12 protein-coding genes are annotated in these 10,570 nt (G+C 66.4%); 5 read left to right on the forward strand and 7 right to left on the reverse strand.

From position 1 onward, the window contains the following. The first annotated feature begins 75 nt into the window (after positions 1 to 75). Genes VVD47_RS16545 through VVD47_RS16555 form a run of 3 tightly spaced genes read left to right on the forward strand, consistent with a single transcriptional unit; the run spans position 76 to position 2,542 of the window. Positions 76 to 1,419, forward strand: coding sequence for an MFS transporter (locus tag VVD47_RS16545; RefSeq protein WP_327604587.1), 1,344 nt, complete (start codon positions 76 to 78; stop codon positions 1,417 to 1,419). Beyond that, positions 1,420 to 1,908 (forward strand): single-stranded DNA-binding protein, encoded by a 489-nt coding sequence (gene ssb, locus VVD47_RS16550; protein WP_327604588.1) that lies wholly within the window; start codon positions 1,420 to 1,422, stop codon positions 1,906 to 1,908. Between the two features lie 13 nt (positions 1,909 to 1,921). Continuing rightward, positions 1,922 to 2,542, forward strand: coding sequence for a response regulator (locus VVD47_RS16555; protein ID WP_327604589.1), 621 nt, complete (start codon positions 1,922 to 1,924; stop codon positions 2,540 to 2,542). Between the two features lie 57 nt (positions 2,543 to 2,599). Here the strand turns inward: VVD47_RS16555 and VVD47_RS16560 are convergent, their stop codons facing one another. The 5 genes from VVD47_RS16560 to fabA form a co-directional block, all read right to left on the reverse strand. After that, positions 2,600 to 3,763 carry a MalY/PatB family protein gene (locus tag VVD47_RS16560; RefSeq protein ID WP_327604590.1) on the reverse strand — a complete coding sequence of 388 codons (1,164 nt, stop codon included), beginning with the start codon at positions 3,761 to 3,763 and terminating at the stop codon, positions 2,600 to 2,602. Next, a complete protein-coding gene (gene cysK, locus VVD47_RS16565; protein WP_327604591.1) occupies positions 3,760 to 4,692 on the reverse strand; it encodes a cysteine synthase A in 933 nt (310 codons plus the stop codon). Before cysK ends, VVD47_RS16560 begins: the two co-directional genes overlap by 4 nt. A 166-nt stretch (positions 4,693 to 4,858) precedes the next feature. Continuing rightward, positions 4,859 to 5,347 carry an adenylyltransferase/cytidyltransferase family protein gene (locus VVD47_RS16570; protein WP_327604592.1) on the reverse strand — a complete coding sequence of 163 codons (489 nt, stop codon included), beginning with the start codon at positions 5,345 to 5,347 and terminating at the stop codon, positions 4,859 to 4,861. A 15-nt stretch (positions 5,348 to 5,362) separates the two neighbouring features. Continuing rightward, the gene (gene fabB, locus VVD47_RS16575) at positions 5,363 to 6,577 is read right to left on the reverse strand and encodes a beta-ketoacyl-ACP synthase I (protein WP_327604593.1); all 1,215 of its coding nucleotides are present in this window, start codon (positions 6,575 to 6,577) and stop codon (positions 5,363 to 5,365) included. Positions 6,578 to 6,593: 16 nt separating this feature from the next. After that, on the reverse strand, positions 6,594 to 7,109 hold the full coding sequence (gene fabA, locus VVD47_RS16580; RefSeq protein ID WP_327604594.1) for a 3-hydroxyacyl-[acyl-carrier-protein] dehydratase FabA: 516 nt from the start codon (positions 7,107 to 7,109) through the stop codon (positions 6,594 to 6,596). 487 nt (positions 7,110 to 7,596) lie between these two features. On the opposite strand from fabA, the gene VVD47_RS16585 reads away from it, so the two are divergent. Both VVD47_RS16585 and VVD47_RS16590 read left to right on the forward strand, forming a co-directional pair. After that, complete coding sequence (locus tag VVD47_RS16585) at positions 7,597 to 8,241, forward strand: response regulator transcription factor (protein WP_327604595.1); 645 nt, start codon at positions 7,597 to 7,599, stop codon at positions 8,239 to 8,241. A gap of 9 nt (positions 8,242 to 8,250) precedes the next feature. Next, positions 8,251 to 9,129 (forward strand): sensor histidine kinase, encoded by an 879-nt coding sequence (locus VVD47_RS16590; RefSeq protein ID WP_327604596.1) that lies wholly within the window; start codon positions 8,251 to 8,253, stop codon positions 9,127 to 9,129. Positions 9,130 to 9,253: 124 nt separating this feature from the next. Here the strand turns inward: VVD47_RS16590 and VVD47_RS16595 are convergent, their stop codons facing one another. Together VVD47_RS16595 and VVD47_RS16600 are read right to left on the reverse strand one after the other, a co-directional pair. Then, positions 9,254 to 9,940: a BON domain-containing protein gene (locus VVD47_RS16595; protein ID WP_327604597.1), complete on the reverse strand. Its 687-nt coding sequence runs from the start codon at positions 9,938 to 9,940 to the stop codon at positions 9,254 to 9,256. Continuing rightward, positions 9,937 to 10,530, reverse strand: coding sequence for an SIS domain-containing protein (locus VVD47_RS16600; protein ID WP_327604598.1), 594 nt, complete (start codon positions 10,528 to 10,530; stop codon positions 9,937 to 9,939). The genes VVD47_RS16595 and VVD47_RS16600 overlap by 4 nt, the downstream gene beginning before the upstream one ends. Positions 10,531 to 10,570: the final 40 nt, after the last annotated feature.

The following is a 10,570-nucleotide window of genomic DNA, read 5'->3' on the forward strand; positions in this document are numbered from 1 at the left end:
TAAAATCCGCCGATTGCCCGCCCGTCACGACCCAGTTCCTCCTACATGGCCGATGCCTTTCCTTCGCAAGACCGCATGACCCGCAGCGAATTGCGGGCCGGGGCCGCGCTGGCGTCGGTGTTCGGTTTGCGGATGCTGGGTCTGTTCATGGTGCTGCCGGTGCTGTCGCTGTATGTGCGCGAACTGCCCGGTGGGGACAGCCTGAGCTGGGCCGGTGTCGCGCTGGGCGCCTTCGCGCTGACCCAGGCGCTGTTCCAGATTCCCTACGGCTTGGCGTCGGATCGCTGGGGGCGCAAGCCGGTCATCGTCGCGGGCCTGTTGTTGTTTGCCTTCGGTAGCGGCCTGGCGGCCTGGGCGCCGACCATCGAATGGTTGATCGCCGCCCGCGTACTGCAGGGCGCTGGCGCCATTTCCGCAGCGGTCTCCGCGCTGGCCGCCGACCTGACGCGCGAGCAACATCGCACCAAGGTCATGGCGATGATTGGCGCGTCCATCGGCGTCGTCTTTGCGGTGTCGCTGGTGGCTGCCCCGGCGCTGTATGCATCGGTCGGCATGCCGCTGATGTTCGCGGGCATCGCGGGGCTGGCCCTGCTTGCGATCCTGGTGGTGTGGCGGGTGGTGCCGGATCCGGTCGCTCCCCCCAATGACAGCGGCCCCCTGCCGCTGTGGCCGGTGCTGAGCGATGGACAGCTATGGCGCCTGAATTTCGGCATCTTCGTCAAACACCTGACCCAGATCGCACTGTTCCTCGTCGTCCCCCGCCTGCTGGTCGACCTGCATGGCATGCCGGCCGGTCGGCACTGGCAGCTCTATCTACCCGTCGTACTGGTGAGCTTCGTGCTGATGGCGCCGGTGATCGTCGTGGCGGAAAAGCGCGGCTGGATCCGCCAGGTGCTGCTGTGCTGCATCTGCCTGCTCGCGGTGTCGCAACTCCTGCTCATCGTTGGCTACACCGACTTCTGGCTGCTTGCGGCGGCCTTGCTGGTATTCTTCGTCGCGTTCAACATCCTGGAGGCCAGCCTTCCGGCGCTGGTCTCACGCATGGCGCCTGCAGGCACCCGCGGATTCGCGCTGGGGGCGTTCAACACGGCGCAAGCGCTGGGGGCCGGTTGTGGTGGTGCGCTGGGTGGATGGCTGGCCATGCACCATGGCCCGCGGGCGGTGTTCATCGCGGCGCTGGTACTGATGCTGGTGTGGCTGGTGTGGGCACGCTCGATGCGGGTGCCGCCGCTGTCCGACCAGCGCGAATATGCGCTGCCGCCGGAGGTGGATGTCCGCACCGCCAGGGACGAAATCAGCCGCTTGCCCGGGGTGCGTGAAGTGGCCGTCGAGCCGGAGCGCCGCGTGGCAAGATTGAAGATCAACCCGGAGCGCTGGGACGAGCGTGTCATGCTCCGGTACATAGGAGGAGAAGCCTGAATGGCCTCGGTCAACAAAGTCATCCTGATCGGTAACCTGGGACGGGATCCGGAAACCCGGTACGCCCCGAGCGGCGACGCGATCTGCAACATCACGGTGGCCACCACCGACAGCTGGCGCGACAAATCCAGCGGCGAGAAGAAGGAACAGACCGAATGGCACCGCGTGGTGTTCTTCGGCAAGCTCGCCGAGATTGCCGGCCAGTACCTGAAGAAGGGGCGCCCGATTTACGTCGAGGGCAGCCTGCGCACCCGCAAGTGGCAGGACAAGGACGGCCAGGAGCGTTACACCACGGAAATCCGCGGCGACGTCATGCAGATGCTGGGCAGCCGTGAAGGTATGGGTGGCGGTGATTCCTCACGCGGGGGCGATGACTACGATGCGCCACCGTCGCGTCCTGCCAGCCGGCCGGCGCCCGAGCGTAGCAGCAGCAATTCCAGCCCGGCATCTTCGGGTTTCGGTGATTTCGAGGACGATATTCCTTTCTGAGGATTGAATGCCCATGGCTGACGTGTCGCAGGTCAATACCAAGCCCGAGCGCGAGTACTGCAGCACCAGCGAAGCAGCACAGATGCTGGGAGTCTCCCTCGGAACCGTGCAGCAAATGGTCGAGAACGGTCTGCTCGACGCCTGGAAGACGGCGGGCGGACATCGCCGCATCCGCATCACATCGGTCGAAGCTTTCCTGCGCAAACGCCAGGCCGGCCCGGTCCATGTGGGAGGCGCGGTATCGCTGCGCGTGCTGATCGCCGAGGACGACCGCATCATGCAGGCGCTCTACGAGCGCACGCTGGCGAACTGGGAGCTGCCGATCGAAGTGAAGATCGTGGCCAGCGGTTTCGAAGGCCTCATGGAAATCGGCCGCAATCCACCTGACCTGCTGGTGTCCGATCTGGTGATGCCGGGACTCGACGGTTTCGCGATGATCCGCAAGCTGCGTTCGGAACCCGCGCTGGCGCAGATGGACGTGGTGGTGGTGACCGGCCTGACCCCGGAAGACATCGACGAACAGGGTGGCTTGCCGGACGACGTCATCATCTACGGCAAGCCGATTCCGTTCAAGGAACTGAAGGGTTACGTGCAGGCCAAGCTGGTGTCGCTGCAGAAGCGCTCGCGCGCCTGAGTTTCGCGCCGCGTAGCTGGAACAAGGGCCGCATCGCGGCCCTTGTTGTTTGCAGGCTCAACGCAGCGTGTCGAGCGCGCTGCGCATCCGCTGGAGTGCTTGCGCCAGCAGTTCGGGCGAGCAGCCGAAATTCAGCCGCAGGAAGCCCGGCGCACCGAAATCCCGGCCTTCGGACAGGCCTACGCCATGTTGCTCGAAAAACGCGGCAGGATCGCCGATGCCACGCCCGGCCAGCCCACGGCAGTCCAGCCAGGCAAGGTAGGTGGCCTCCACCGGTGTCGTTGCCAGCAGGGGCATGTCCACGATGGCGTCGTGCACGACACCTGCGTTGTCGCGCAGTTGCGTGATCAGTGCGTCCAGCCAGGCATCGCCTTCGCGATAGGCGGCCTCCATGGCCACCAGGCCCAGCACGTTGAGATGCGGCACCAGGCCCTGCATCGCATGCTGGTAGCGGCGGCGCAGCGTTGCGTCGGGGATGATCGCGAATCCCGCGTACAGCGCCGGGATGTTCCAGGTCTTGGACGGCGCCATCAGCGTGATCGTGCGCCGTGCGATGTCCTCGTCCAGCAAAGCCAGTGGCGTGTAGGGGCGCTGTGGATCGAGGACCAGGCCACAATGGATGTCGTCACTCATCACCACCCAGTCATGCTGCTCGGCCAGGGCGGCGAAGTGCTGCAATTCCTGTCGCGTCCAGCTACGGCCCACCGGGTTATGCGGATTGCACAGCATCAGCATGCGCGCCTGCGGTGCCTGCGCGTGCAGATCCTCCCAGTCCGGGATCCATGACTCGCCGACCTGCAGCAGATCGCTGCGCAGCAGCTTGCGGTCGGCCAGCCCGGGTGAAGAAAGGAAGGGCGGGTAGACCGGTGTCATCGCGAGGATGCCGTCGCCCGGCTCGCCGGCCAGGTGGCTGGCCACGTTGAAGCCGGTCACCACGCCCGGCAGCCATATAAGCCAGTCCGGTTCGATCTGCCAGCCGTGGTGTCGCGCAATACCGTCGACCACGGCTTCCGTCAGCGAAGGCCAGGGATGGGCGTAGCCGAACACACCGTGCGCGATGCGTTGCTGCAGGGCGTCGAGCACCGGCTGCGGCGCAGCGAAATCCATGTCCGCCACCCACAGCGGCAGCACGTCGCGGCCGGCGTAACGCTGCCACTTGATGCTGTCGCTGCCGCGCCGCTCGGGGCTGCGCAGCAGCGAGGAGCCGTCGTCCCGGCTCACACCGACAGGTGTTCGAACAGCACGGTGGACAGGTAGCGCTCACCGAAGCTCGGAATGATCACCACCGTCGTCTTGCCCGCGTTTTCCGGCCGGCTCGCCACATGCAACGCGGCCCACACGGCGGCGCCCGACGAGATGCCGACGAGCAGGCCTTCCTCGGTCGCCAGGCGACGTGCCAGATCGAGTGCATCCGCGTTCTTCACGCGTACCACTTCGTCATACACCTTGGTGTTCAGGACGGAGGGGACGAAGCCTGCGCCGATGCCCTGGATGGGGTGCGGGCCGCGTTGTCCACCGGACAGCACCGGGCTGGCATCCGGTTCCACCGCGAAGACCTTCACGTCCGGCTTGCGGGCCTTCAGCACTTCACCCACGCCGGTGATGGTGCCGCCGGTGCCGATGCCGGCGACGAAGAGGTCGACATTGCCGTCGGTGTCGCGCCAGATCTCCTCCGCGGTCGTGTTGCGATGGACTTCAGGGTTGGCCGGGTTGTCGAACTGCTGCGGGATGAAGTAGCGCGCATCGCTGGCCGCCATGTCCTCCGCGCGCTTGATCGCACCCGGCATGCCTTCCGGTCCGGGCGTCAACACCAGCTCGGCGCCGTAGGCCTTCAGCAGCAGGCGACGCTCGCGGCTCATGGTCTCCGGCATCACGAAGCAGCACTTGTAGCCGCGTGCCGCACAGACCATTGCAAGGCCGATGCCGGTGTTGCCGGAAGTGGGTTCAAGGATGATCGTGTCCGCCGTGATCTTGCCGGCCTTCTCGGCCGCATCGATCATCGCGGCGGCGATGCGGTCCTTCACGCTGTGTGCCGGGTTGTAGAACTCCAGCTTGGCGAGCACGGTGCCCTGCAGGCCGGCCGTGACGCGATTGAGGCGGACCAGCGGTGTATTGCCGATCAGTTCGGTGACGTTGTTGGCGACGCGCATGGCAGACCTCCGTGAATGGACTGGCACCGATTCTAGCGTCCGGCAATCCGGTGCTTCGACCGGCTTTCGACGTCATGCGGCAAGGCAAAGCTGATGCCAGTCAAACTCTGGCCGTTCTTTTGCCCGGGAGTTCAGTGCGTGGCTGCGCGGCGCGCTTGCCACACGATCACGACTGGCGGATGCGTTCGACCAGCGATGTCGTCGAGCGCTGGTGCTCGAAGGGAATGGAGTGCACGCTGCCGCCCCAGCCGCTGACTTCCCTGTAGCCGACGATCTTTTCGACCGCCCAGTCGCCACCCTTCACGAGGATATCCGCATGGCATTCCAGGATGCGCGGCAGCGGATTGCCGTCCTCGAACCAGGTCACGAGGTCGGCGCAGCGCAGCGCGGCGATGACGGCGGCGCGGTCGGTCAGCGTGTTGTAGGGGCGGTCCTCGCCTTTGCCCAGCCGGCGTACCGATTCATCGGTGTCCAGCGCCACGACGAGGCTGGCGCCCAGCGCGCGGGCCTGGGCCAGGTAGGTGACATGGCCGCGGTGCAGGATGTCGAAGCAGCCGTTGGTGAACACCAGCGGTCGCGGCAGCCGGGCGATGGCCTCGGCCAGGGACTCGGGCGCGACGATGCGGGACTCGAATTCCGGCCGGGCGTAGCTCATCGGATGCAGGCGGGCTTAGCCCAGGCGGCGGAAGACCAGCGAGGCGTTGGTGCCGCCGAAGCCGAAGCTGTTGGACATGACGGTATCCAGCTTCACGTTGTCGCGGCGCTCGCGCAGGATCGGCAGGCCTTCGGCCAGCGGGTCCAGCGTGTCGATGTTGATCGACTGGCAGGCGAAGCCGTGGGTCATCATCAGGATGGAGTAGATGGCCTCGTTCACGCCGGCGGCGCCGAGTGCGTGACCCGTCATCGATTTGGTGGAGCTGATCAGCGGTGCCTTGTCGCCGAACACACCACGCACGGCTTCCAGTTCCTTGGTGTCGCCCACCGGGGTGCTGGTGCCATGGGTGTTCAGGTAGTCGATGGGCGTGTCGACGGTGGCGAGTGCCTGCTTCATGCAGCGCACGGCGCCTTCGCCGGACGGTTGCACCATGTCGTAGCCGTCGGAGGTGGCGCCGTAGCCCACCAGTTCGGCATAGATGCGCGCGCCACGTGCCTTGGCGTGTTCCAGTTCTTCCAGCACCAGCACACCGCCACCACCGGAAATCACGAAGCCGTCACGCGCGGCGTCGTAGGCGCGCGAGGCATGCTGCGGGCGGTCGTTGTAGGTGGAGGACAGCGCGCCCATGGCGTCGAACAGCACCGTCATCCACGGATGCACTTCTTCGCCGCCGCCAGCGAACATCACGTCCTGCTTGCCCCACTGGATCATCTCTGCCGCGTTGCCGATGCAGTGCGCGCTGGTCGCGCAGGCGGAGCTGATCGAGTAGTTGACGCCACGGATGCCGAAGGGCGTCGCAAGGCAGGCGGAGGTGGTCGACGACATCGTCTTCGGCACCATGAAGGCGCCAACGCGGCGGATGCCCTTGGCCTTCAGCAGGTCGACGGCGTCGACCTGGTTTTCCGGCGAGCCGCCGCCCGAGCCCATGATGAGACCGGTGCGTTCATGCGAGACCAGCTCCGGCGGCAGGCCGGCATCGGCGATGGCCTGCTGCATCGCGATGTAGTTGAACGCGGCGGCATCGCCCATGAAGCGCAATGCCTTGCGGTCGATCAGCGCTTCCTTGTCGACCTTCACCGGGCCGTGCACATGGCTGCGGAAACCGAGTTCGGCCTGTAGCGGGTTGAACTCGATGCCGCTGCGCCCTTCGCGCAGCGATGCCAGTACTTCGGCCTGGTTGTTGCCGATGCTGGAGACGATGCCCAGACCGGTGACGACGACACGACGCATGATGTTCCGGTATTCCTCAGAAATTGTCGGTGGAGGTGAACAGACCCACCCGCAGGTCGTTGCCTGCATAGATTTCGCGGCCGTCGACTTCCATGACGGCGTCTGCAATGCCCATCACCAGCTTGCGCAGGATCACGCGCTTCAGGTGGATGCGGTACGTAATCTTCTTCGCGGTCGGCAGCACCTGGCCGGTGAACTTCACCTCACCGCAGCCTAGTGCACGACCGCGGCCGGGGCCACCCATCCAGCCCAGGTAGAAGCCGATCAACTGCCACATGGCGTCCAGCCCCAGGCAGCCTGGCATGACGGGGTCGCCTTCGAAGTGGCAGCCGAAGAACCACAGGTCGGGCCGCACATCCAGTTCGGCGATCAGTTCGCCCTTGCCGTAGCGGCCGCCTTCTTCGCTGATGTGGGTGACGCGGTCGATCATCAGCATCGGGGGCAGCGGCAGCTGCGCGTTGCCGGGGCCGAACATCTCGCCACGCCCACAGGCGAGCAGGTCTTCGTAGGAGAAGCTGGAGGGTTTGCTCACGATCGGAATGCCTTCTGGAGGAGGGAGCAGCGCGGGCGGGCAAGCAAGGCCGGCCTGCTGCAGGGGTGGGCGAGTATATCGCAGCTCCCGTTCCTGCCCTTGCTCCAGCGCAGCAATGTCGGCATTCGCAACCGTATGGAACCCCCGTCTGGCACGACGTTTCGTGGATACACCTGGACCTGGCCCAGCCTAACCCTGCTGTGTGACGTCTTTGCAGCGGCGTTGTTCCGGCGTGGTGCTTGCCATCACGCCGGCGGAAGTCCGGAACCGCGCGATGCCGCCCGCGGAATGCCGGGCGAGCCCCGGCCTGCCAAATAGCTAAACGTGCACCTGTGCATGCCGCGCCCCGCCATGAGGGGCTTGCAGCTTGCCGGCCGCCTGCATGAAAACGTTTTTCACACACTTCCGGCGCAGCATCGCTTTGCGGTAACCTTCGCCATCCAGTTTGCCGGGCCATGCGCAGCCCGGCCGCCCCAGGGGGAGTTCAGTGAATCCATTCGCCCGCAACATCCTGTTGGTTGACGACCATGCCCTGCTGCAGCACGCCTTGTCGGCGATGCTGGAGTCGCAGTTGAACGGCGGCGAGATCGTCTGTGCGGCAACCGGACAGGAAGCGGTAAGCGCCTTGCGCAGCGGCCGCAGTTTCCACCTCGTCCTGCTCGATCTCAAATTGCCCGACAGCGACGGCCTGCGTCTGCTGACGCTGCTGCGGCGCGAGGCGCCCGGCGTGCCGGTCGCGGTGTTCTCCGGCCAGGATGCGCCGATCTATCGCCAGCTTGCCCGCGAGGCGGATGTCGATGGCTTCCTCAGCAAGTCGATGGCACCGGCGGCCCTGGTGGAAGGGGTCAAGACCCTTCTTGGCGGCCGGCGCTTCTTCGATGACGCGGGCCAGCGCAATGCCGCCGGCGACAACCGCGTCCGTCCCAAGCTCAGCCCCAAGCAGGAGCGCGTGCTGTGCTGCCTGATGGAAGGCCTGTCGAACAAGGAGATCGCGCAGAAGCTCGATCTCTCCGAACGCACGGTCAAGATGCACCTCACCTCGGTCTACCAGGTGCTGGGCGTGAACACCCGCTCGCAGGCCATCCTGGTTGGCCAGACCCTGAATCTCTCGATGCCGGACGAAGACAGCTAGGACAAGGCCATGCCCATCGAGGCCGCCCGCGCGCGCGTGCTGAACTGGCTGCTCCTGCTGGGCGTGGCCGGCATCGTGGTGGTGGTGGCCGGTCTGGTGGCAGACCTGGACATCCTGGTGTGGCTGGGCCTGATCGGCGCGGCATGCGGCATCGGCCTCGCCTGGTCGGGGCTGCAGACCGACGGCGAGGACGAGACCCCGTCTCCCGCGGTCACGCTGCAGGAGGCCGCCGCCAGCGAGGACGTACGCTTCATCTCCACCGCCGGCCACGACCTGCGCCAGCCCATCCAGGCCATTTCCCTGTTCGCAGCCACGCTGGCGGCGCACCCGCTGCCGGAAAACACCCGCAAGCTGGTCGGCCAGCTCGACGAAGCGGCGGTCGCCTTGTCCGAGCTTTTCGAAGCCGTCATCGCGTATGCCAAGGCCGAGTCCGGCCGCCTGGAACTCGCCGTGCAGTCGATGCCGGTCGGCGACGTGCTGGCCGCCGCGGTGGCCGCGAACCTCGAGGATGCCCATGAGCGCGACCTGCATCTGCGCCAGGTGGCGTCCGGCATGTTGCTGCGCGCCGATCCGGTCCAGCTGCAGCACGCGCTGACGGCGCTCGTTCAGCATGCCCTGCGCACGACTGTGCGCGGCGGCGCGGTGCTCGGTTGCCGTCGTCGTGGCGCATGGGTGGCCATCGAACTGTGGGACAGCGGTAACGGCCTGCAGCCCGAGCAGGTCGGCAAGGCGCTGACGCCCTTTGCCGCATGCTGGCAGTCCCTGGCGGATCGGGGGCTGGGGCTGGCGCGGACTGCGAGGGTGGCGGGCCTGATGGGTGGGGAGATGCAGGTGGCCAGCCGGCCGGGGCGTGGCACCGTGTACCGCATCCTGTTGCCGCGGGCCTGAATGCTTGCGGCTCACGTGCCGCTGGCCCGCTGGCGTGGCGCCCATGCAGTTCGAGACAGCAACGAAAAAGCCCGCATCGATGCGGGCTTTTTCATGGGGGCAGCGGCCAGGCCAGCCGCGGCGACTACATCGTGCCGCCACCATCCTTGCGGCCACCGTCGGTGCCGCTCGCGTCCGGTTTCGGTGGTGGCGGATCGAGCCGCTTCGCCTGCTCCGGCGTGATGACCTCGAAGGCATGCACCACCTTGCTGACCGCGCGGGTGTTGCGGGCGATCTCCACGGCCGAGTCGGCTTCCTTCTGGGTGACCAGGCCCATCAGATACACCACGTTGGATTCGGTCACCACCTTGATGTTGTTGGCGCTGACGTCCTTGCTGTCGATCAGGCGTCCCTTCACCAGCGTGGTGATGGCGGTGTCATTGCCGTACTTCTGCATGGAGCTGTTGACCGGCGGTGCCACCACCACCAGGTCGTTCACCACGTTGCGCACATTGGGAATGCCGCGGATCGCCTGCTCGATGCCACTGCGGGCTTCGTCGCTGTCCACCCGACCGGTCAGCAGCACCCAGCGGTTGAACGAGGTCACCGAGGCACTGGCGCGTGCGCCGTACTTCGACTTGATCTCGCTGGCGCCCTTCACCTCGATCTCGCTGTCCTCCAGCTGTACGCCGTAGCTGCGGCGATCGAGGGATGCCGTCACGCCGGTCGCCGCGCCAGCCACCACGACGGGGAAACATCCTTGCAGCAAGGGCAACACGCACAGCCCGGCCAGCAGGCCGAAGCGTTGCAACGGACTCAGAATTCGACTCAAGACTCTTCTCCCATCAGCAAACAATCGATGCCATCGCACAGGCAGTGCAGTGCGAGGGTCTGCAGTTCCACCGCGCGCGCAAGACGCGTCGCCGGCACCTGTATGTGGACGTCCTGATCCCCGAGGAGTTCGCGGGCGCTTTCGAAGGCCAGGGCGTCGAGCAACACGACGGTGATCTCGCGCTGGTGCGCCGCGTCGATCACCGTGGCGAGTGCGCCGATGTCGCCGGCGCCGCCGATGGCCAGCAGCACGTCGCCGGCGTGCCCCAGCGCGCGCAGCGGCTTGGCGAAGACCTCGTCCGGCGTATAGCGCGCCATGCCGGTAGATAGGGTCGTGGCGTCGCCGGCCAGCAGCAGGGCGGCGAGTTCAGGGCGTTCGCGTTCGAGGTGGCCGGTGAGCAGGGCGCAGCCATACTGCGCCAGCGCCAGGCTGGTGCCCTGGCCGCAGACCAGCAGTTTGCCGTTGCCGAGCAGGCTGCTGACGATCAGTTCTATGGCTGCGGCAATCGGTGCCGCAAGGGGTTCGACGGCAGTCTCGATGCTGCGGGCGCTGGCCTCGAACTGCTGCGCGACGCGTGCGATGAGGTCCATGCGCGATCCGACGTGACACTTCAGATGGCGCGCATGGTAG

Origin of the sequence: Uliginosibacterium sp. H1, assembly GCF_036017065.1 — a bacterium.
In the GTDB taxonomy this organism is placed as follows: domain Bacteria; phylum Pseudomonadota; class Gammaproteobacteria; order Burkholderiales; family Rhodocyclaceae; genus Uliginosibacterium.

What these genes read in the sequence shown, in the direction of transcription:
- VVD47_RS16555 (WP_327604589.1), top strand. Translation starts at nt 1,922, where the DNA reads ATGGCTGACGTGTCGCAGGTCAATACCAAGCCCGAGCGCGAGTACTGC.
- cysK (WP_327604591.1), bottom strand. Translation starts at nt 4,692, where the DNA reads ATGCGCGTCGCCAACAACGTCACCGAACTGATCGGCAATACACCGCTG.
- VVD47_RS16570 (WP_327604592.1), bottom strand. Translation starts at nt 5,347, where the DNA reads ATGAGCTACGCCCGGCCGGAATTCGAGTCCCGCATCGTCGCGCCCGAG.
- fabB (WP_327604593.1), bottom strand. Translation starts at nt 6,577, where the DNA reads ATGCGTCGTGTCGTCGTCACCGGTCTGGGCATCGTCTCCAGCATCGGC.
- ssb (WP_327604588.1), top strand. Translation starts at nt 1,420, where the DNA reads ATGGCCTCGGTCAACAAAGTCATCCTGATCGGTAACCTGGGACGGGAT.
- VVD47_RS16545 (WP_327604587.1), top strand. Translation starts at nt 76, where the DNA reads ATGACCCGCAGCGAATTGCGGGCCGGGGCCGCGCTGGCGTCGGTGTTC.
- VVD47_RS16600 (WP_327604598.1), bottom strand. Translation starts at nt 10,530, where the DNA reads ATGGACCTCATCGCACGCGTCGCGCAGCAGTTCGAGGCCAGCGCCCGC.
- VVD47_RS16590 (WP_327604596.1), top strand. Translation starts at nt 8,251, where the DNA reads ATGCCCATCGAGGCCGCCCGCGCGCGCGTGCTGAACTGGCTGCTCCTG.